Genomic DNA, 20900 nt, shown 5'->3' on the forward strand with positions numbered 1-20900 from the left:
GAAATGACCCGAATGGCCCATATCCTCACGCTATCGTGCGCGGACCAGCCCGGCCTGGTCGCCGACATCGCCAGCCAGCTTTTCGCGGGCGGGGGCAACATCCTTGAGGCTCAGCAATTCGACGACGTCGAAACCGATCGCTTCTTCATGCGAATACTGTTCGACGCCGCGCCCGATGCCGGCGAGGCGATCCGCGCGCGTATCGCGGATGCCGCCACACGTTTCGAAATGACCTGGCGGATGCGCGAACGTGACCGGCGGACGCGCGTGCTACTGCTCGTATCCAGGATGGATCATTGCCTGGGCGACCTGCTATATCGCACGCGCATCGGCGAACTGCCGATGGACGTGGCCGGCATCGTCTCCAATCACCCACGCTCGGCGCTCAACGTGTCGTTGATCGGCGACATCCCGTTTCATCACCTGCCGATCAAGCCCGATACCAAGCCGCAGCAGGAAGCGCAGATCAAGGCGCTGGTCGATCAGACCGGCGCCGAGCTGGTGGTGCTGGCGCGATACATGCAGATATTGTCGGATGATCTCGCGACCTTCCTGTCAGGACGCTGCATCAACATCCATCACAGTTTCCTGCCCGGCTTCAAAGGCGCCAAACCGTACCACCAGGCGCATGCGCGTGGCGTGAAGATGATCGGGGCGACGGCCCATTACATCACTGCAGACCTCGATGAAGGGCCGATTATCGTGCAGGATGTCGAGGCGGTGAGCCACGCCGATACGCCCGAGGACATGGTCCGCAAGGGCCGCGACATCGAACGGCGCGTGCTGGCCCGCGCGGTGCGCTATCAGTTGGAGGATCGCGTCCTGCTGAACGGCACCAAAACCATCGTTTTTACTGGCTGATCCGTCGTGGCGGTAGTGATTGACGGCAAGGCGCTTGCAGAGCGCGTGACACGCGAGACGGCGCTGCGTGCAGCGAACCTGACCTCCGAACGGGGGATCGTTCCGGGACTGGCGGTGATCCTGATCGGTGACGATCCGGCCAGCCGAATCTACGTTGACCGCAAGGTCGCGCAGGCAAGCAAAGCCGGGGTGCGTTCGTTTGAGCATCGCCTGCCCGCCGACACGCCGGAACAGGAATTGCTGCGGCTGATCGCGGCGTCCAACGCGGACCCCGCGGTGCACGGCATCCTTATCCAATTGCCGCTTCCGCCCCAGATCGATTCGGCGCGCGTGCTCGACGCGATCGATCCGACGAAGGACGTCGATGGCTTTCATCCCGTGAATGTCGGCAGGCTGTCCACGGGGACCGGCGGATTGGTGCCGTGCACGCCGCTCGGATGCATGCTGCTGTTGGAAACGGTAATCGACGATTTCAGCGGGCTGAAGGCAGTCGTGATCGGCAAATCGAACATCGTCGGCAAGCCGGTGGCGCTGCTCCTCCTCGAACGCGAATGCACCGTGACGGTCACGCATATCCTCACCCGGAACCTTCCAGAGATCGCCCGCACGGCGGACATCTTGGTGGTGGCCGCGGGTAGCCCGGGGCTGGTCGAGGGTAGCTGGATAAAACCCGGCGCGGTGGTAATCGATGTCGGCATCAACCGCGTCTCCGGCATCGACGGCCGGGCGCCGATCGTTGGCGATGTCGCGCGCGAAGGGGTGGATCATGCCGCCGCAATCACGCCAGTGCCGGGCGGTGTCGGCCCGATGACGATCGCATGCCTGCTGGCCAATACAGTGCGCGCCGCCGAACGCCATGGCGTTTGAAAGCGAAGCGCTGCACGAAGTCACGGTGACCGCGCTTCAAGTCGCGGCGGACATTGGCGTTTACACACACGAGCATGGTCGCCCCCAGCCGTTGCTCGTCGACGTCATCGTTCGGATCACACCGCCCGAGGCTGACCGGCTGGAACAGAGCATCGATTACCAGCGCATCGCCGACGACGCTTACAAACTAGGCACCAGCCGCATCGCGCTGATCGAAACATATGCGCTGCGATTGGCGCAATGCTGTCTTTCGCATCCGCGCGCCCTTGCCGCCGAAGTTCGTGTTTCCAAACCCGGCGCGTTGCGTGGGGCGCTTGCGGGTACGCGCGTCCTGCTGACTCGGACGCTCGCATGACGCGGATGTCGAATACTGGACCTTGTCGCCGTAATCGCGCAGGGCATCTACAGATGAATCTTACTGACGGGGGTTGGTGTTGACGCAACCAAATTATGCGCCGCCAACGGACGACGGGGGGATCGGCGCCATTGGCGACATCCTGGGGTTCCATATCCGCCTGGCGCACGGCGCAGTCTATCGCCACTTCATGGACACGTTCGAGCATCTCGGACTGACACAGAAACAGGTCTCCGTGCTGTGGCTGATGGACGACCATCCCGGTATCGCTCAAGCAGAACTCGCGAGACGGCTCCAAATGGATCGCGCCACCGTGATGGCGATCGTAAACCGGTTGCAAGCGCGCGACTTTCTCGAGCGAGGCCAATCGAGCGAGGACCGGCGGCGCCAGACGCTGACGCTGCGCCCTGCAGGGAAGGCCGCGCTTGTGGAGGCGCGCAAGGCGATCGCGGAACATGAGAAATGGCTGAAGCAGCGTTTCAACAAGCGCGAATTCAAGCAGCTGATCGGACTGCTGACGCGAATACACGGCTAGAATTCAGATCGAATAGAAATCGACGACCGTGGGAATGGTATCGTTTAGCAGCACGATTTTCTTAGCGGCGATCCGCCATGCGCCGCTCTCCATTCTTAGCCGATGCTGATAGCGGCCGAAAAAGGAATGGCTGCGCTCCGCGCGTACATCGTGCAAGTGCACGACGAAGGATGCGGTGACATCCGCCACTTCCGCACCGCTGCTCGAGACGACCACATTGCTGATGCAATGGACGCAGCGCGGTCTCGGCCTCGACGCGACCGATTGCCCGGATCTCGCACGGACGACACGATCCTCCAAACCGGTGCGGCCTTCGTAATAGATCAATGACAACTCTACGCCCGGGTCGGCGGTCAGCGTCTCCTCATCCCGCCAAGCGGGCATCCAGAATATCGCGTCGTGGGTGTAGAGATTGAGCCATTCGTCCCACCGCCCGTAGTCGAGCAGCGCGGCCTCACGGTAGAGCAGGTCTTCCGCTTCGGCGCGGTTCAGCGTCATGGCCTCAATCCCTCGAGCACCGGGCCCAGCCGCCGAGCCCACTCGCGATAATAAGCGTGGTAAAGCGTCTCGTCGCACAGCTGCGAATCCGCGAGCACGCTGCGCGCCGGGGCGACGCCGATCGCATCGGACAACGGGTTGCCGCCTTCTCGGCTCGCCATCATGCCGCGCGCATAGCCCTGCAGCCACGGATCAACCGGGCTCGCATGGCCGCGCTGGCAGCTTTCATAAGCTGTCGTGTCGTCGGGCGTGGCCATCCCGGAAGGATTGAAGAAATCCTCATACTGTCGGATCCGCTGGCGGCGTGCCGCGGCGCTTTCGCCTTTCGGCGCGATGCACCAGGTCCGCATCAGCGTGCGCCCGGACGCAAGCGGCTGGATGACTCGCAACTGGCTCGACGCATTTTCGGCGATCTGGAGGTTCGGGAAGATCGTCAGGTTGCGCATGTTGAACACCCAGTCGCGCCCCGCATCGCCGTGGCGCGCGCGGATCGCGTCGGCGCTTTCATGCAGCGGATGAGCCTCCGCGTCGCCGATACGCCCCCAGTTGAGCACGTGGCCGTGATCAAAACTGTAGCTGCCGCCCTGTACGCCCTCGGCATCTTCGCGCCACGCCTGTGATTCTTCCCAGATGGATCGCACGGCGGTCGCGCCTTCGCCGCACTGCCGACGTTCCATGATCTTTATGTAGGAGGGGTGCGTCGAGGTGAAGTGGTAGGCGTCCGAACAGTTTTCGAGCTGGAGTTTCCAATTTGCGTCATAGGTGAAGCTTACCGCGCCGGGCACCAGCTCGATCCCCGCCTCGGGTTGGCCCACGACCAGGTCCAGGAAGTGCGCGGCCTCGCCGAGATGCTCCGCGAGCGGCGGGACGCCAGGCTCGAGACTGCCGAACAGGAACCCGGCATGTTCGGCAAAGTGCGGCAGCGCAGCGAGATCGTGACCGTCGCGGTCGAACGACTCGGTATAGCAACCCGCGCGCTGCCACTTGATCCCGCGGTTCCGGCCCGCGCTGTCGAATGTCCAGCTGTGGTACGGGCAGACGTGGAGACGAGAATTGCCCTGCTGCGTCTGGGCTACCTGCGCCCCTTTGTGGGGGCAGGAATTGACGAAGGCGCGCAACTGGCCGTCGCCGTCGCGCATCACCAGGATCGGGACCCTGCCCGCTCGCGTCGTGAAGAAATCATGCGCGGCGGGCGCTTGCGACGCGAGGCCGAGAAATACCCAGCCGCCCTCGAAAATGTGCTGCATCTCGAGTTCGAACAGCTCAGGCTCGCGAAATATTGCGCGATTGACGCGGAACACGCCGTCGCCCGGACGATCGTCGATCAACCAGGACAAAGCGGCCGTCACGCCGTGGCGCCTGTGGACTCGACCTCGCTTTGGGATACTGCGGCGGCGTAACGGCGTCCGGCTCGCCAGAAGCACATAGCGGCCAGCACTGGGGTTATGGCGATAAGCAACATCGAATAGCGGATCGCTTCGTGGCCGAGGCGATCCTTGAGCAGATCGTTGACGATCCCGACCGCGGTCGGGCCGAGCGCATTGCCGATCAGACTGGCGCCGAGCAACACTACCGAGATGGCCAGTGCGCGGCGGCGTGGGCCAACGATCGTCACGACTGCGGCGAAGATCGGCGCCTGGTGGATCAACGTGAAGAAACTGCTGATCGCAAAACCGCCTATCCAGGCGGCGTAGCTATTCCCCAGCAGGAACACGGCTTCCGCCGGGCCGGCCAGCAGGCAGGCGATCGCCGGAATGCCGATCCGCCAAAACGCGCGATCCTTGGGCAGTCGGTCGATCAGCGCGCCCCCCATCAGGATACCGGCAAGCCCGATCAACCCGCGCGTCGGGCCGACGATGTTCGCAACCTCGCTGACAGACAAATGATGGACCCGCACGAAAAAGGTCGGCGTCCACGCCCCCGCCGCCCAGACATTCGCCCCCATCAGTGTCACACCCGCGAAGATCCACGCAAAGCAGCGGTCGGAAAAAAGAGCGGCAAGATCTCCCCAAAGCGACCGCGCGAACGATAGGCGGGCTGGCGCCGGAGACATGCGCGGCGGTTCCTTGACGGTGAACATCGTCACCAGCGCGAGAATGACGCCCGGCAGTCCCATCACCACGAACATCGCGCGCCAGCCGTAGTGCTGGGCGATCCACCCGGCGAGCGGGAAGAGGGCGATATAGGCAAGCGGCGCGGCGGCACCAAAGATGGCGAGCGCCAGCGGCCGGCGATCCGGCTTGAAAAGATCGGCAATGATCGAGTTCGACGGCGCCATCCCGCACGCCTCTCCCGCGCCCATCAGCAACCGCACGGCGCCCAGCTGCCAGATCGTCGCGACGTAGCCGGTGAGCGCCGTCATCACGCTCCAGAACGCCAATCCGGCGGCTATGATGTTGCGCCGGTTCACGCGGTCCGCGAGCCAGGCGATCGGGATGCCGAGCGTCGAGTAAAAGAGGATGAAGGCGAGGCCGGACACCAGGCCAAGCACCGTATCGGACGACCCCAGTTCTTTCTTGATCGCTGGCAGCGCGAGTCCGAGCAGCGAGCGGTCGAGGTAGTTGAAGACCGAAACGAACGTCAGCACGATCAGCGGCCATGTCGCCGGCCACGGCCAGGGCGACCGATCGGCGGCGCGTGCGTCGCTCACAGCCGCGACGCCCGCGTTTCTTGTGCGGTGATGAATTCGAGTAGTGCCGGCTGGCCCGCCTCGGTCGCCGCTATACCGCGCCGTATCGCCGGGACAATCTCGTCGGGTTGGGAAATGCGCTCGCCATACCCCCCCATTGCCCTTGCAAACGCGGCATAGTCGCCCGAAATGTCCGTCGCGCGGAACCGGTCAGTGGCGACCGGCATGATCGGCAACTCGATCGCCATGGCCGAGTTGTTGAGCAGGATCGACAGGATCGGCAAGCGCTCCCGCACGGCCGTCTCGAAATCCATTCCGGTAAAGCCGATCGCGGCATCGCCCCACACATTGATGCACAATTTGCCGGGACAGGCGAGCTTCGCCCCCATCGCCAGCCCTAGCCCGTAACCAAGCTGTGTCGATTTGCCCCAGCCGATATAGCTGAGCGGTGTCCGCGTCTTCCAATAGGGGGTCAACTGGTCGCGCGGAGAACCCGCGTCATGCGTGATGATCGTGTTGGCGACATCCACCGTGTGCTGCAGGTCCCACAATACGCGATAGGGACTGAGCGGCGTGTCGTCGCTTTCGAGCAGCGGCAACCAGCCGGCAAGCCATTGCGCCTCGATCTCGGCGATCTCCGCCGCGACAGGCCCGGGATCGCGCGCGCTGGTCAACCGGTCACGGCATGCGTCGACCAGCATCGCCAGCGTCAGCCGCGCGTCCCCGATCAGCGCGTCGATGCACGGCACGCCCTTGTTGAGGTCCGCGGGGTCGAGCGTTGCGTGAACGATGTTCGCCCCCACCGGCATGGAGACCCCGAAAGCAGTCTCCGAAAAGCTGCAGCCGATGCCGAGGATGAGATCGGCCCGGTCGAGGAAGTGACGTAACTGGCCCGGAATCGCAGCCCCGCCGGATCCCAGCGCGAGGGGATGCGTCTCATCGAACGCGCTCTTGCCCTCTAGGGTCGTGGAAACGGGCGCGGCGAGCAGCTCCGCGAGCACCCGCAGCTCGGCATAGGCCTCGGCCCAATGTACGCCCTGCCCGGCATGAATGACGAGCCGTTTGGCCGCCACCAGGCGCTCGGCGACGCGCGCGATCGCGTCGGGATCGGGCGCGGTGCGCGTCGAGACAACAGGCGTATAGGCCAGCGGCTCGGGCATGTCCTCCTCGAGCACATCCCACGGCATCTCGACGAGAGCGGGGCGCAACCGGCCGTTGCGCAGCGCGGTAAAGGCTCGACGCAGAATGGCGGGCGTTTCCGCAGCAAGCAGAATGGGCTCGGCTGTCTTGGTGATGTCGCGCATCGCGATGCAGGCGTTGTAATTGTCCGGCACATGAGCGATCCGCCGCGCATAGCCTTGCGGCAAGACCAGCACGGGCACGCTCTCGGAATAAGCCTGAGCCACCCCTCCGTACGCGTTTTCGGTTCCCGGCCCATGTTGCATGGCGAACACGCCCATGCGGCGGCCGCGCGTCATGCGCGAGAGGGCGTCCGCCATATGCAATCCGGTCCGTTCCTGCCGGACGATTACCGTGCGGATACCGGCCGCGGCAGCCTGTTCGAGCACCGCGTTCCGCGGATAACCGAAGACGACGTCGATCCCCTCCAGCCTGAGGATTTCGGCAATCGCCGTGCTGACTTTCATGACCCGGCCGCGTCTCCGGGGCCGAGCGGCCGCTCTCCCACCACCGTGGTGCGGATCAAATGGCGACGCTCATACTTGAAATCGTGAATGCCGCGATGCAGCGTGAAGCGATTGTCCCACACGAGCAGCGTATCCTTATGCCACTTCACGCGGCAGTGATAATGGAGGTGCTGTGCCAGACTCTGCAGGTAGGCCAACAGCGCGCGGCTCTCCTCCTCGCTCCAGCCGACGAAGTGTTTGAAATAGGCGGTCGTCGCGAACAGAGCCTTACGCCCCGTAACGGGATGAGTGCGGACCGCCGGATGAATATTCTCTAGCTGATCCTCCGCGAAATCGTGGCTCTCCCGCAGCCGCAGCCGCTTTTCCGGCGCGAGCTTTTCGTTTTTCGACCAGATGTCCTTGCCCGAATAGACAACCTGCAGCCCGTCGAGCAGCGCCTTCATCCCCGATGAAAGGTTTTCATAGACCAGATAAGCATTGGAAAAGGCGGTATCGCCCCCCCATTGCGGCACTTCCAATGCGCGCATCACTATGCATTTGGGCGGGCGCAGGAGGAACGGGCTGTCGGTGTGGAAGTGTTCGAACGAGGGCACGACATTTTCCGGTTCGTGCGCCTCCCGACGAACCTCCTGCATGTCGCGGTGACCGTCATAGATCGGCGCTTGCGGCAACTCGGTGAGTTCCCCGAAATGCCGCGAAAAGGCCTTATGCTGCTCCGGCGTCAAATCCTGATCGCGAAACACGATGACGAGAAAATGCTCGAATGCCTTCATGATCTCGGCGAGCACCTCGGGGTCGAGATCCCCACGCAGATCGACCCCGCTGATCTCGCAGCCGCAAGCGCCGGAAATAGGCGTGACTCCGATCCGATGAAACTCGGGCATCGGCAGCCCGGCGACTATCGGTTGCCCGGCCGGGTCCCTGGGTTCGACGAGGTTCGGCTGACTGGCCACGAAAGTTCCTTACAAAATGAACTGAGGCGGTAGCCGGAGACGGCTTGCGGCCACCTCCGGCATCCCCCTGGATCAGAAGTTGCGCTTCAGCGTCACCGCCCAGGTCCGCGGTTCGCCAGGCGATCCCTGGATCGAGTTGGTCGAACCACGATTGTCGAAAATGTCGGTGTAATAGAGTTTGTTGGTCGCGTTGCGGACTTCGCCGGAAATCTCCCAATCACCGTTGGACGTCGCATAGGTGAGTCGGAGATTCAGCAGCGTTCGCCCAGGGACGAGTCCGAAAATATCGCGCCCCCCGGTCGCCGCGTCGACGTTGTTGGAGTTGCGGTTGAACGCATCCTCGTGCGCGACGTCGAAGCGCGGCGTCAGCGTTCCCGCCGAGCCGAGCTCGATCTTATACTGGGCGCTCACGCTCCATTGCCACGGTGAAATATAGACGCCCTTGTCCTCAAGCCCGATGCCGGAACTGGCCGCGATCGCGCTGATCGATGTGTACCTGAAGTAAAGATACGCGAGCGAGGCGTCGATCGACAGGCCCCGCAACGGACGGAGCGACAGCTCGGCTTCGAAGCCTTTGACGTCGGCCTTGCCGGCATTGAGCGGCAGTGCGCATGGCGTAACCGGCGCAAACGGGCAGCTCGAAACCGAGACGAGGATGTTGTCGTATTTGTTGATGAAAGCCGATGCGTTGAGGCGAAGCATGCGATCGAACAAGTCGCTTTTGAAACCCGCCTCATACGCCGTCAGCGTTTCCGCCTGGTGCGGCAGCGCCTGCGCGGGGAAGAACGGACGGGGATTGATCCCGCCCCCTTTGAAACCCGTCGAAATCTGGCCGTAGACCATCAGCTCGCTGCTAGGCCTGAATTGAACGGCGCCGCGATAGTCGAAGCGATCGCCGGCATATTTCCCGACCAGGCCGTTCAGCGAAGCGAGTGACGGCGGCACCGCGCCACCCGAGGAGGAGCCCGGCACGCCGAGGCGTCCGTAGATGAAGCTCTTGGTCTGATCCGTGTACCGCAATCCGCCGATCAAGGTCACCTGCGGAATCGGTGTCAATTCGGCGTTGATGAACCCCGCCTTTGTCCGGGCCGGCACCGAATTGTCCTCGATGAAGTCGAGCGTCGTCAGCGTGACGCGCGACCGGTTGCGGCTGCGCTTGTCGAAGTAGAAGCCGCCGACGGTAACGTTCAGGATGTCGCCGATCGCGGCGGTCAGACGTACTTCCTGGCTGAACTGTCGGTTATAGATCGCGTTGGCCTGAATCGTGGGGCTGAGCGGCGATCCGTCGCCCGACGTATAGACGCCGTCGAACTTGCGATAGGCGGTGATCGAGGTCAGCGTGACCTTATCGGCGAGTTCCGCAGTGATTGTCCCCGCTACGCCCCAACTGTTGATCGACGCCCTGTTGGGCGCGGCCCACGGCGCGGAACCGTCACGCGGCGCAAGGTTCGTGTTGTTCTCGTAATTGACGTACGGGCTGTTGGTATAGGTATCTTGCGCGTACGGGCCGAACGGCGAATAGCTGATAAAGGGCGATCCGGTCGCCGTGCCATAAACGTTGCCATTAAGGACGTACGGCGCGGCAACGGGCGTTGCGACGCCGGTCAGTGTCGAACCGGGCGCAGCGTTGCGGCCGACATAGAGCAATGTCGTCGGCCCGTCCTCGCTGGAGTCTCGAGTCACGTCACCCGTCAGATCCACAGTGATCCGCGAGGTTGGCAGCCAGCGCAGCGCTAGACGGCCGGCCACGTAATCCTTACCGCCCTGCGTCCCCAGCTTGCAGCCGTTGCCGACGACCGAACTAGGCACCGTCGAACCGGGATGCGTGCACGCATAGTCGAGCCGCGTGACGTACCCGTCCTTGCGCACACCAGCACCCGATAGCCTGGCGAACAGCTGGTCAGGGATGAGCGTGATGTTGGTCGCGCCGCGAATCTCGACCCGGTTATAACTACCGTACGTCGCCGACAGAAAACCGTCGGTGCTGCCGTCCGGCTTCTTCGAATAGAGCTTGATCGCGCCACCGATCGAATTCTGGCCTGCCAACGTACCCTGGGGGCCGCGCAGGATTTCAACGCGCTCCAGATCGAGCAAGTTGAGCATCGAGCCGTGCAAGGTCGGAAGATAAACGTCATCGACATAGATGCCGACGCCGGGTTCAAGTGCAAAGGTCGTGTCGCGTTGACCGACGCCGCGGATATAGGCGACGACCGACGGTCCATAGGTGGCCGAGGCCGCGCGCAACGTGACGTTCGGCGCGTAGCCGCCCAGATCGGCGACGGTGATCTGCCCGCGCTCGCTGAGCTGCTCCCCGCTCATGGCGGTGATCGCGATCGGAACGTCCTGAAGCTTTTGACCGCGAAACTGCGCGGTGACGACAATATCATCGCCCTGCGGGCTATTGTCCGTCGTCGTTGCGGTGGTCGTGGTGGCCTGGCCGTCAGACTGCGCGGCGGCAGGCGCCGCGATCCCCAGCGCGCCCGCGATCGCCACGAGTGAAGTGGCGGCGTTCAATCGGCTAAAACTTAGCGCCATAATCTTCCTCCCCAACGCCGCCCGTTTTTCCGGTGCGGTCGACGCTATCAAAGATGTTGATCAATCAACTGTCAATGCGTTTCCGCAGGGTGGAACTGTTATTCCGTATTACGGAATTGGGTACGGCGCAGCGCCGTCGTTGTTAGCTGTGTGAGATGGCCGCCATCTCGGTAAGCTTCTGTGCCGCGTCGCGGACCGAGAGCGCGAGATCGTCCTCGAGATGTCGCTGATACCGTTTGGACGGCATCGTGAGGCCCAAGCAGCCCAGAATCCCCCTGTCGGCGTCGAATATCGGCGCGGCCATGCCGGCAATATCGTAGCGAGGATCGTAGTAGCGGGCGAAACCACGCTCCCGAACCAGCTCCAGTTCCTTGTGCAATTCGCTTCGTGTCGAACGCGGCCTCCCTGTGAGCGGACCGACGGTGCACTCGCGCAACACGATTTCGATCTCGCCTTCGGAGAGAAAGGCCAGGATTGCGTGCCCCAGCGATCCCCAGGGCAGCGAAATCTCCACGCCGCGCTCGACCGCGAAGCGAAGCGGATTCGGCGTAATCGCGACGTCCGCGATCGTCGCCGTGCGGGATACCGGGCTGTAGAGGCAGAGCACAGCCGTTTCCTGCCACTGGGAAACCAATGCTTCGAGGAATGGGCGGGCGCTACGCACCAGATCGAACGCGGCGACAAGCTGCGACGCGAGCCGATGAAGTTCCCGCCCCGGGCGGTAGCTTTGGCCTCCCCCGCGTTCGACGAACCCGGAACGCAAGAATACTTGAAGCAGGCGATGCACGGAACTTAGCGGAAGATCGGCACGCGCCGCCAGTTCGCCGAGCGAAAACTGGGGAGCCCCGCTGGCGATCAACTTCAGCAGATAGACCAGCCGGTCTCCGGAGCCGCGCGGCGCTTTCGATGTCATTCGCGTCCAATTCCGGTGTTGATAAATCAACGTCATTGCCCGATGGTGGCCGAACCACAAGCGGGAGGATGCGCGGCAATATGTCGCACGCGGGCATGTTCGAGCAATATATGGCGGCATTCAACGCCGGCGATGCCGATCGGTACGCCCGCTTCTACGCGCCGCAAATCCGCTTCCGCAACGGCGCCAGCACCGAGCTGGTCGGTCCGGCGGCGATCGTCGACTATTACCGATCGTTCGCCGGACGGATGTCGCGCGTCATCGAGGTGCGCGCGGTTGCCTGGGGCGAACGGGCATTCGCCGCGGCGCTGGCGTCACGCTTCACGGTGCTCGCGGACAAGGTGCCTTTTGGGGGGGGAATGCTCGGCGCCGGGGATCGGGTCCACCTCGAAAGCATGGCTCTTTATGAACTCGATGGTGCGCAATTCGCCCGCATCGAAGCCACCACGCTGACCCGTCGCATCGAACGCCGGGAGGAGACAAGCCAATGATCGCGCCACCGCAGGAGCCCCCCAGTGCGGCCGTCCACCGCACCAAGGCCATGGTATTCATGCTGTTCGCCGTGTGCGCAATGAACTTTGCGGATCGAGCGGTTTTTTCGGCGCTCGCGCAAACGATCAAGGCCGACCTGCGGTTGAGCGACCTTGAACTTGGCCTGCTGCAGGGGCTGGTTTTCGCATTGCTCTATGCGTTGGTCGGTTTGCCGATCGGGCTTCTTGCCGAACGCCACTCGCGAAAGCGCATCGTCGCCGCGGCGACGGCGATATGGTCCGCGGCGACGCTCGCCACCGGCCTCGCGACCAATTTCCTGCAGCTCGCGGCGAGCCGGTTGATCGTCGGAATGGGCGAAGCCGGGTTCACGCCCTGCGCCGCCTCCATGGTGGGTGATGTCGCGCCGCGCGATAAGCGTGCGTCGACCATGTCGCTGGTGCTACTGGGGACTCCGGTCGGCATTTTCGCGGGTGCGACGATAGCGGGACTGATCGCGGCAAGCTGGGGCTGGCGCGCCGCTTTCGTCGCGTTCAGCATTCCCGGCCTTATTATCGCCGCGCTGTTCCTGCTCATCGTGGAAGAACCGCATCGCGGGATGACGGACAATACCGCCGCGCCAGAGAGCGCGCCGCCGATCGGCACATTCCTGGCGACTGTAGCGGGAAACCGATCGCTGGTCTGGGTCATCGCAGGCGGCAGCCTTGCCGGATTCGGCATGACCTCTATCTCGCAATTCCTGGCGGTGTTCCTCGCCCGCGCACACGGCCTTGGCGTCCGCGAAGCCGCAGCGACGTTCGGGTCGGTATCGGGAATATCGATTGCGCTCGGGCTGTTGGTCGGCAGCTTCGGGACCGACTATCTCTCCCGCCGCGATCCGCGCTGGCCGGCCTGGGGAGCAGCGATCGGCCTCGTGTGCGCGCCACCCATCTATCTGGCGGCGTTCCACGCCGGTTCGCTGTCGGTTTCGATTGCACTCCTGCTCTTGGCCGGTTCGTTCCTCCTGATGTTTTTCGGCCCCACCGCGGGCATGATCCAGAACCTGTTGCCGCCACGGATGCGCGCCAGCGGGGTGGCGCTCTACACCCTGCTGTACACGCTCATCGGTTCAGGTCTCGGGCCGGTTTTCGTCGGGGGAATGAGCGACCTGTTCGCCGCGCGAGCCTATGGCACCAGCTACACCATCGATTGTCCGCATGGCCTTGCGCCTGCGGGCGCACTCGCCGAACGGGCCGCGTCATGCGCTGCCGCGTCGGCCTCAGGCATACAAATGGCGCTTTCGCTGGCGGTATTGTCGCTCTTCGTGGCGGGGGCCTGCTTCCTGCTTGCCGCGCCGGGGCTGAAACGCAGCGCGTGAACTCGGACTCAAACCAACGCGTAGTAGCGGAACAGTGAGCGGTCCGGACCCGTCAGCCGCTCGCCCCCGCCGACGATCACTGTACGCGACAGCCAGTCGTGCGGCCCGGCGGGAACGCGAAAATAGGGGGTCAGACGGAAATAGGAAGGCTGTGGTTCACCCGGCTTAGGCCTGATTAGATAGCCCCGATTCTGAATGTAGATCTTCGTCCCGTCTTCAGCCTGGAGCAGATAGTGGGCGCTCAACTCGATCGTGCCGTCGTCGCGCACCAGCGCATAGTCCGCCCCGCTGTGCGGCACCACGGTTCCCGACAGCCGCGGCCCGCTGATCTTCCCGCCGATCGCCGGCGTATAGCCCTGACTCCCGCCACCGGGCAGCGGCCCGAAAATCTCGCGATCCGCGCCGAACAAAACTTCGATGTCGAACACATGCTCGAGGCGACAATCGGCTGGACTCATGTCTGGTCCTCCCTGGGCGGAACGAAGGGCAGCAGGATCGACGAATCGAACACGCCCCCGGTGCGAATGATGTGGGTGCCCGCGTTGCGGGTCTGTTCGTGCATCGGGAAGGGCAGGAACACCCCCTCCTCCTTGCGATAGATGTCGTGCCCCGCCACGATCAGCCGCAGCGTCTCCCCCGCGGAGAAGCGCGCCGAGAAAGGCCAGATCTCGATCTCCACCAACACGCACGCGCCCGGCTCCAGCCGCTCCTCGTACGTATGCAGATGAACCGGCTGTTCGGGCCGCGATCGCGCCGGATCGAGCGCCCGATGGCTCACCCGCTGCCAGCCGAGCGCCACGGGCCCGTTTTCGTAGAACGCGTAGAAGGTGAAGCCGACATGCCCGCCCGCGGTATTGATCTTTTGGAGCGCCACGAACAGGTCGACATCGTCGCTGCCATCGGCCTCAACCCACAAGCGCAGGCTGGCATGGCCGGTGATTTCGGTGTCAGTATCGAAGCTCAGGTCGAACGCCACGCTTCCCGTCTCCGCCGGATAACGCGCCTCCGCCTCGGCCGGTTCGCGGGCGGTCAGCGCCCCGTTCGCCGCGTCGAGCGCCAGCCGCCGGTAATCGGTGCGCGCAATCGGCCATTCCCGCTCGGCCCGTTCCTCGGCGACGCCGTGCCGCTCGCGCACTTCGATCCGCACCTTTGGCCAGGCGGGCAAAGACGTCGGCCGGTCGCGCAGGTAATGGTCGAAAAAGGCGAGCTGACGCTTGCGGCTTTCGGAGCGGTAATAATGCGCCCATTTCTTCTGGCCGTGGATCTCCAGCCATTTCTCCGCCGACCCCATCCGCCGGTATGCCTCGATCGTTCCGCGCAGGTGCAGCCCCTGATCGGACCAACTCGCCACGACATAGGCCGGCTGGCGGATCGCCTCGAGATCGAACTCCTTCGAACGCCAATAATCGTCGATAAGTTGGTGCGCGTTGATGTTCGCCCAGCTGTCTTCGGTGCGGTGAAGCGACCATTGGATGTTGTCGCACGCGCGCGGCAGGAAACTCGTTTCCAGGATGCCGCCATGATAGGCGAACTCGCGGTACCAGTCCGAAAACGCTTCCCATGGATTGAGCGCGGCGAGCGGACCGGGCCTGAGCGGTGCGACCAGATACTGGATGCCGGCGAGGTAGGATACGCCGCTTATCCCCACGCGCCCGTTCGCCCAGGGCAGCCGCCCCAGCCATTCGATCGCGTCGGCGCAATCCTCGGCCTCCTGGGAGCCGTTGTGATGAAAGTCCCCGCCCGACAGCCATGCACCGCGCGGATCGACTACGGCGACGGCAAAGCCCTGCTCGCCCCACCATACCGGATCAGGCGCCTCGAACGCGGTCAGGTCCGACAGCCAATCGGGGTCCACCCCCGACCGCGGCCAGAACACCCTGTCGGTCAGCGCGTGCTTGCCATAGGGGCCCCAGGCCAGCAGCAGCGGCACGCCGGACATGGCGTTTTCGGGGCGGTAGACGTCGCACAGCAACTCAACCCCGTCGCGCAGCGGAATGCGGCAATTGCGTTCGATGATCAGCCCGCGTTCGACGCGGCGGTGATAATCCGCGGGCGGCAGCGGCGGCTTGGTCGGGTGGGTGTACGGGTCGGTTCCCGCGCGCATCGACGGCTGGAAGCGCATCCCCCTATTCCACGACGAAATAATGGATCCGGTTGGCGCCAGGCGTCTTTTCCGCGACGCCGACAAACACATGCTGAGACAGCCATTCGTGAGGGCCGGCGGGCGCGTCGAAACGCGGGGTTACGCGCATATAATAGTCGCCGAACTCGACTGGTTCGTTGCGGCGCATCTTTTCGGCGATCTCCGGACTGCGCGCCCAGCGATACCCGCGATTTTCCAGGTAGATGATTGCGCCGTCATCCGCCTCCAGCAAGTATCGCGCGTCGAAATCTATCACGCCGTTGGGACGCGACAGCGGAAAGTCACCGCCCGACATCGGTACGACGCGCCCGTTCAGCCGGGGGCCTTCAACTACCCCTTCCGCGGCGTAGATTGCCGCCCGCATGTCGCCCCGCACGGCAGGTTTCACCCAATATGGCTTGGACAGGACGATCGAGATGGTGAAGGCATGGCTGAGGCCTGGCGTAAAAGGATGTTGTCCGCTCATGGATTAGGGTAGAAGCGGATATAGTTGATTTGTCAACATCTACTGCCAACAGCTGCATAGTCGAGACAGATCGGGCCGGGGGAATTAGAAGGGCAGGATGAACAGCATCAGATCGCGCGCGGCCGCACCTCTTGAAGAGCCGAATCCAAAGAGGTTCGTATTCGGACCGTCGCAAATCCCCTACCGCATATTATTGCTGTCCAAGATGATCGATCGGGTCACTGCGCAGCACGTTCGCGACACAGCCGAACTGACGCTCGCGCAATGGCGCGTGCTGACGCATGTTGAGATGATGGGCAAATGCAGCGCCGCGGAAGTGGCGAGCGCCGCCTATTCGGACCGCGCGGAAGTGAGCCGTGCGATTGCGGCGCTGGAGGAGCGTGGACTGGTTCACCGCGAAAGCAATCCGCGCAACCGCAAGAGCAGTCTGGTTTCGCTGACCACCGAAGGTCGCGCGATCCACGCGAGCGTCCGCGGAGAGCGCGGGAAGTTCTATGAGCAATGGTTGACCGACCTGAACTCCGAAGAGCGTGTCGCGCTCGACGCGGGCCTGGAGAAGATCACCGGGCGGATCGTGCTTAGCGCACCCGAAATGTTCGACCTTTAATACCGCGATCAGGCCAACCCGATGCTGGCTTCGATGATCCGGACCAGATCGCTAAGCGTGTCGCAGACCGGCGTCGGCACGCCCGCTCGTCCGCCTTCCGCGGCGATGGCGCCGTTGATCGCTTCGATTTCGCTGCGCCGCCGCGCTTCCCTGTCCTGTAGCATCGACGCCTTGTGGCCGCCATGCTCGCGCAACGCAGCGTCGATCTGCGCAAGCACGGCGTCGCGATCGAGCGCGAGGCCTTTGGCGGCAGCGACAGAAGCGGTTTCATCGACGACGGCGCTGGCGATTCGACGTCCCGGTTGGTTGTCGATCCCTGCGTTCGTCACCTGACAGATCATCCCGACGGCATTCAGCGCAGCGTTGAACGCCAGCTTCTCCCACATCGCCACGGCGACTTGCGGGTGCCGGTGCACCGCGAAGCGGGCCCGAGCGAGCAAATCGGCGACTGCCGCAAAATGATCGCGGTCGGTGCCGTCGAATGTCCCGATCTGCAGACTGGCGAAACCGCTGGTGCTGACCGAACGGGCATCGGTCAGATCCGCTGGAATGACCGCGGTGCCCATTAACACGCGGGCGGCGTCGAACGCGTCCGCCAGCAATTCGGCATTGCCGATCCCGTTTTGCAGCGTCAGCGCGATGGGTCGGAAGCGTCGCAGATGCGCCACCGACGCAAGCGCGCCTGCGCTATGCATCGCCTTGGTGAAGAGGATTACCAGATCGACGGGTCCGGGGACGTCCACTGCGCGCGCCGCTCTGACACGCACCGTGCGGCTGCCGCCGTCATCAGTGAACGCGATACCTTGGGCGGCGAGCGCGGCGAGCCGGTCTTCATCGACATCCACCACGGTAACGTCGGCGCCCGCTTCGCTCAGCCGCGCGGCAAACAGGCAGCCCATCGCACCCGCGCCGATGATCGCGACCGATCGCACGCGACTCAAGGAACGAGGACCTCGACCAGGGTCGGTCCGGGTTCCGAGAACGACCAGGTCAAAGCAGCGTCGAGTTCTTCGGGCGTCGTGGCGCGACGCGACGGCACCCCATGTCCCTTGCCGATCGCGACGAAATCCAGCCCCGAAAGATCGGTGCCCTCGACTTGGTCCAGCCCGAAATGGCGGCCGAAATGCTCGAGCGCTTCGTAGCGACGATTGGCGATCACGATCACGCTGACCGGCACTCGCGCCCGGCTGGCGCTGAACAGAGCCTGGATCGAATACATTGCCGAGCCGTCGCCGAGCAAAGCGATAACGCGTGCGCCCGGCCGCCCCATCGCCACCCCCACTGCTGCAGGCAAGCCGTAACCCAGTCCACCGCCCGCGGTCGTGTAGAACGTGTCGGGGCGGAGCATCGGGAGCCATCGCTGCATGGCCGGCCGGCTCGACGGCGCCTCCTCCACTACAATGGCGTCGGGGGTACGCAACGCCGCGATTCGCGCCATGACCAGCGCATCGCTCATTTCCGCGGGCGCGGGCTCGGGGTTCTCCAGCGGCGGCAAAGGTTTTCGCAACGAAGGGCCTGCGCCGGCAAGAAAGGCAAGCGCCATGCCGCTGTCCGCGACGATCGCGTTGCCACCCGGCGCACAGCTGAGGACCGCCGGGTCGTCATCGATGATCCACAGCGCCGTGTCCGCCGGCAGATGCGGTCCATCGGCTTCGGTATGGTAAAGATTGAGGGGTCCGCCAACAGCCACGACCAGATCATGCTTTGCCAGGCGGGCGACGATTTCGCCCCGGCTTGCCGGCAGGAACCCCTGGAACAGCCGATGGTCTTCGGGAAAGACATTACGGGCGGCGAACGGCGCGACGTGGACGGCGGCTCGCTGCCCCTCGGCCAGCGCGATCGCTTCGTCCCACCCCTGGGCGCGCGCAACGCCGGCGCCGAGCACCAGCGCCGGGCTTTCCGCCGCGCCGAGTTCGTGCGCGAGCCGCGCGAGGGCTGCCGGATCGCCCGGATTGCGCACGGCAAAGCTGCGCCCTGCCACTGCTTCGCCGGGTCGGTCCCAGTCATCGACCGGGACCGAGACGAAACAGGGGCCGAACGGTGGCGTCATCGCGGTTCGATAGGCACGCGCGATTGCCAGCGGCACGTCGGCGGCGCGCGCCGGTTCGCAGGACCATTTGACGAAGGGGCGGGGAAATTCGGTCGGCCGTTCGGCATAAAGAAAGGGCTCGAACGGCAGGATCGATCGCGCCTGTTGCCCCGCCGTCACGACCAGCGGCGTCCTATTTCTGAATGCGGTGAAAACGTTGCCGAGCGCATGGCCGACCCCGGCCGAGCTGTGCAGATTGACGAAAGCCGCGTTGCCCGTCGCCTGGGCATAGCCATCCGCCATGGCCACCACGCTCGCCTCCTGCAGTCCGAGCATATACTCGAAGTCCGCGGGGAAATCCCGGAACAACGGCAGTTCTGTCGACCCCGGATTCCCGAATATCCGAGTCATTCCCAAGCTGCGCAGCAAGTCGATGGCAATGGCGCGAACCGTGCTCATGGGCCGCACTTTAGTTGATTTATCAATACATGCTAGATATGTTGATCTGCAACGGCGTTTGTCGGCGCACATCAGCGAGGTCCGAATGAGCAGCTTTCCCGACACCCCGGCCTTCACCGGATTCAACGCCCCCTCCAGGGTCGAGGCCGATGTGTTCGACCTTGCGGTAGAGGGCACGATTCCGTCCGAAATCCGCGGCACCTTTTATCGCGTCCAGCCCGACCCGCAGTTTCCGCCGCTGCTCGGCAACGACATTCCGTTCAACGGCGACGGCATGATTGCCCGTTTCCATTTCGAGGATGGCCGCGTCCATTTCCGCCAGCGCTGGGCGCGGACCGACAAATGGAAGCTCGAACATGCTGCCGGCCGGTCGTTGTTCGGCGCCTACCGCAACCCGCTGACCGACGATCCGGCCGCCAAGGGCACGATCCGCGGCACCGCCAACACCAACGCTTTCCTCCACGGCGGCAGGCTCTATGCCCTGAAGGAAGACAGCCCGGCCCTGGTGATGGATCCGGATACGCTGGAGACATTCGGCTATACCGATTTCGGCGGCGATACGGGCCGGCGCATGACGGGCGAGACCTTTACCGCACACCCCAAGGTCGATCCGGAAACCGGCGACATGATCGGCTTCGGCTATGCCTCGAAGGGCATCTGCACGCGCGACATGACCTATTACGAGGTGGCGCCCAACGGGACGCTCAAGCGCGAGATCTGGTTTGAGAATCCCTATTACTGCATGATGCACGACTTCGCGATCACGCGCGATTATGCGCTATTCCACGTCGTCCCGATCGTCAGCAGCTGGGAAAGGCTGGCGGAGGGCAAGCCGCATTTCGGGTTCGACACCACGCTGCCCGTCCATCTCGGCGTGCTGCCGCGGCGCGAAGGCGCGACCGCGACGGACATTCGCTGGTTCACGACGGAAAATTGTTTCGCCAGCCACGTGATGAACGCCTTTCAGGACGGCGATCGCATCCATTTCGACACGCCGGTCGCGAAGAACAACATGTTCCCCTTCTTTCCCGACGTGCACGGCGCGCCCTTTAACCCGGCGGAATCGGCCAGCTTCCTGACGCGCTGGACCGTCGACATGGCATCCAACAGCGACGAATTCGAAAGCCGGACCCGCTTGACCAACATGGCTGGTGAATTTCCGCGGATCGACGATCGCTACCAGGGCTTGCCCTACCGCTACGGTTGGCTGCTGGTTATCGACCCCACCAAGCCGGTCGAGTTGAAGGGCGGCAGCGCGGGCGGCGCAGTGATGAACACGCTGGGCCTGATCGACCACAACACCGGCACCGAGCAGAGCTGGTGGTGCGGCCCAGTCTCCAGCCTGCAGGAACCCTGCTTCATCCCGCGCGGTCCCGACGCGCCGGAGGGCGACGGATGGATCGTCCAGATCTGCAACCGGCTGGAGGAACGCGCCAGCGACCTGCTGCTGTTCGACGCGACCGAGATCGCCAGGGGTCCGATCGCCAGCGCGCGAATCCCGGTGCGGATGCGCTTTGGCCTCCACGGCAACTGGCTCGCTGCCGAGGCCGCCTGACGT

20 protein-coding genes are annotated in these 20900 nt (G+C 64.0%); 8 read left to right on the plus strand and 12 right to left on the minus strand.

All coding sequences use genetic code 11. The annotated features are described in order from the left end of the window. The first annotated feature begins 3 nt into the window (after positions 1-3). The 4 genes from purU to J0J06_RS15500 all read left to right on the plus strand — a co-directional run bounded on the left by purU (position 4) and on the right by J0J06_RS15500 (position 2618). Positions 4-861 (plus strand): formyltetrahydrofolate deformylase, encoded by an 858-nt coding sequence (gene purU / locus J0J06_RS15485; RefSeq protein ID WP_294043609.1) that lies wholly within the window; start codon positions 4-6, stop codon positions 859-861. Positions 862-867: 6 nt separating this feature from the next. After that, complete coding sequence (gene folD, locus J0J06_RS15490; protein WP_294043610.1) at positions 868-1728, plus strand: bifunctional 5,10-methylenetetrahydrofolate dehydrogenase/5,10-methenyltetrahydrofolate cyclohydrolase; 861 nt, start codon at positions 868-870, stop codon at positions 1726-1728. Continuing rightward, positions 1718-2083: a dihydroneopterin aldolase gene (locus tag J0J06_RS15495; RefSeq protein WP_294043611.1), complete on the plus strand. Its 366-nt coding sequence runs from the start codon at positions 1718-1720 to the stop codon at positions 2081-2083. The genes folD and J0J06_RS15495 overlap by 11 nt, the downstream gene beginning before the upstream one ends. A gap of 79 nt (positions 2084-2162) precedes the next feature. Then, positions 2163-2618, plus strand: coding sequence for a MarR family transcriptional regulator (locus tag J0J06_RS15500; RefSeq protein ID WP_294043612.1), 456 nt, complete (start codon positions 2163-2165; stop codon positions 2616-2618). A gap of 3 nt (positions 2619-2621) precedes the next feature. Here the strand turns inward: J0J06_RS15500 and J0J06_RS15505 are convergent, their stop codons facing one another. The 7 genes from J0J06_RS15505 to J0J06_RS15535 all read right to left on the minus strand — a co-directional run bounded on the left by J0J06_RS15505 (position 2622) and on the right by J0J06_RS15535 (position 11828). Continuing rightward, a complete protein-coding gene (locus tag J0J06_RS15505) occupies positions 2622-3116 on the minus strand; it encodes an aromatic-ring-hydroxylating dioxygenase subunit beta (RefSeq protein WP_294043613.1) in 495 nt (164 codons plus the stop codon). After that, complete coding sequence (locus tag J0J06_RS15510) at positions 3113-4465, minus strand: aromatic ring-hydroxylating dioxygenase subunit alpha (protein ID WP_294043614.1); 1353 nt, start codon at positions 4463-4465, stop codon at positions 3113-3115. Before J0J06_RS15510 ends, J0J06_RS15505 begins: the two co-directional genes overlap by 4 nt. Next, the gene (locus tag J0J06_RS15515) at positions 4462-5766 is read right to left on the minus strand and encodes an MFS transporter (RefSeq protein ID WP_294043615.1); all 1305 of its coding nucleotides are present in this window, start codon (positions 5764-5766) and stop codon (positions 4462-4464) included. The genes J0J06_RS15510 and J0J06_RS15515 overlap by 4 nt, the downstream gene beginning before the upstream one ends. Beyond that, positions 5763-7391, minus strand: a complete 1629-nt coding sequence (locus J0J06_RS15520) for a thiamine pyrophosphate-requiring protein (protein ID WP_294043616.1) — start codon at positions 7389-7391, stop codon at positions 5763-5765. Before J0J06_RS15520 ends, J0J06_RS15515 begins: the two co-directional genes overlap by 4 nt. Next, entirely contained in the window at positions 7388-8344 is a 957-nt protein-coding gene (locus J0J06_RS15525) for a TauD/TfdA family dioxygenase (RefSeq protein ID WP_294043617.1), read from the minus strand. Before J0J06_RS15525 ends, J0J06_RS15520 begins: the two co-directional genes overlap by 4 nt. A gap of 72 nt (positions 8345-8416) precedes the next feature. Beyond that, positions 8417-10858 carry a TonB-dependent receptor gene (locus J0J06_RS15530; protein ID WP_294043618.1) on the minus strand — a complete coding sequence of 814 codons (2442 nt, stop codon included), beginning with the start codon at positions 10856-10858 and terminating at the stop codon, positions 8417-8419. 163 nt (positions 10859-11021) lie between these two features. Continuing rightward, complete coding sequence (locus J0J06_RS15535; RefSeq protein ID WP_294043619.1) at positions 11022-11828, minus strand: IclR family transcriptional regulator; 807 nt, start codon at positions 11826-11828, stop codon at positions 11022-11024. 32 nt (positions 11829-11860) lie between these two features. Here J0J06_RS15535 and J0J06_RS15540 point away from each other — a divergent pair, with 32 nt between their 5' ends. Both J0J06_RS15540 and J0J06_RS15545 read left to right on the plus strand, forming a co-directional pair. Next, a complete protein-coding gene (locus tag J0J06_RS15540; RefSeq protein ID WP_294043620.1) occupies positions 11861-12283 on the plus strand; it encodes a nuclear transport factor 2 family protein in 423 nt (140 codons plus the stop codon). Then, complete coding sequence (locus J0J06_RS15545) at positions 12280-13638, plus strand: MFS transporter (protein ID WP_294043621.1); 1359 nt, start codon at positions 12280-12282, stop codon at positions 13636-13638. Before J0J06_RS15540 ends, J0J06_RS15545 begins: the two co-directional genes overlap by 4 nt. A gap of 8 nt (positions 13639-13646) precedes the next feature. Here the strand turns inward: J0J06_RS15545 and J0J06_RS15550 are convergent, their stop codons facing one another. Genes J0J06_RS15550 through J0J06_RS15560 form a run of 3 tightly spaced genes read right to left on the minus strand, consistent with a single transcriptional unit; the run spans position 13647 to position 16247 of the window. After that, positions 13647-14096, minus strand: a complete 450-nt coding sequence (locus J0J06_RS15550; RefSeq protein ID WP_294043622.1) for a DUF3237 domain-containing protein — start codon at positions 14094-14096, stop codon at positions 13647-13649. Next, entirely contained in the window at positions 14093-15760 is a 1668-nt protein-coding gene (locus tag J0J06_RS15555) for a CocE/NonD family hydrolase (RefSeq protein WP_294043623.1), read from the minus strand. The genes J0J06_RS15550 and J0J06_RS15555 overlap by 4 nt, the downstream gene beginning before the upstream one ends. Positions 15761-15764: 4 nt before the next feature. Beyond that, positions 15765-16247 (minus strand): DUF3237 family protein, encoded by a 483-nt coding sequence (locus J0J06_RS15560; RefSeq protein WP_294043624.1) that lies wholly within the window; start codon positions 16245-16247, stop codon positions 15765-15767. A 205-nt stretch (positions 16248-16452) separates the two neighbouring features. On the opposite strand from J0J06_RS15560, the gene J0J06_RS15565 reads away from it, so the two are divergent. Further along, entirely contained in the window at positions 16453-16854 is a 402-nt protein-coding gene (locus tag J0J06_RS15565) for a MarR family transcriptional regulator (RefSeq protein ID WP_294043625.1), read from the plus strand. A gap of 8 nt (positions 16855-16862) precedes the next feature. Here J0J06_RS15565 and J0J06_RS15570 read toward each other — a convergent pair whose 3' ends face one another. Together J0J06_RS15570 and mdlC are read right to left on the minus strand one after the other, a co-directional pair. Further along, entirely contained in the window at positions 16863-17786 is a 924-nt protein-coding gene (locus tag J0J06_RS15570; protein WP_294043745.1) for a 2-dehydropantoate 2-reductase, read from the minus strand. Between the two features lie 5 nt (positions 17787-17791). Continuing rightward, on the minus strand, positions 17792-19342 hold the full coding sequence (gene mdlC / locus J0J06_RS15575) for a benzoylformate decarboxylase (RefSeq protein ID WP_294043626.1): 1551 nt from the start codon (positions 19340-19342) through the stop codon (positions 17792-17794). 85 nt (positions 19343-19427) lie between these two features. Here mdlC and J0J06_RS15580 point away from each other — a divergent pair, with 85 nt between their 5' ends. Beyond that, complete coding sequence (locus J0J06_RS15580) at positions 19428-20897, plus strand: carotenoid oxygenase family protein (RefSeq protein WP_294043627.1); 1470 nt, start codon at positions 19428-19430, stop codon at positions 20895-20897. The last annotated feature ends 3 nt before the right edge of the window (positions 20898-20900 follow it).

Source organism: Sphingomonas sp., assembly GCF_017304615.1.
In the GTDB taxonomy this organism is placed as follows: Bacteria; Pseudomonadota; Alphaproteobacteria; order Sphingomonadales; family Sphingomonadaceae; genus Sphingomonas.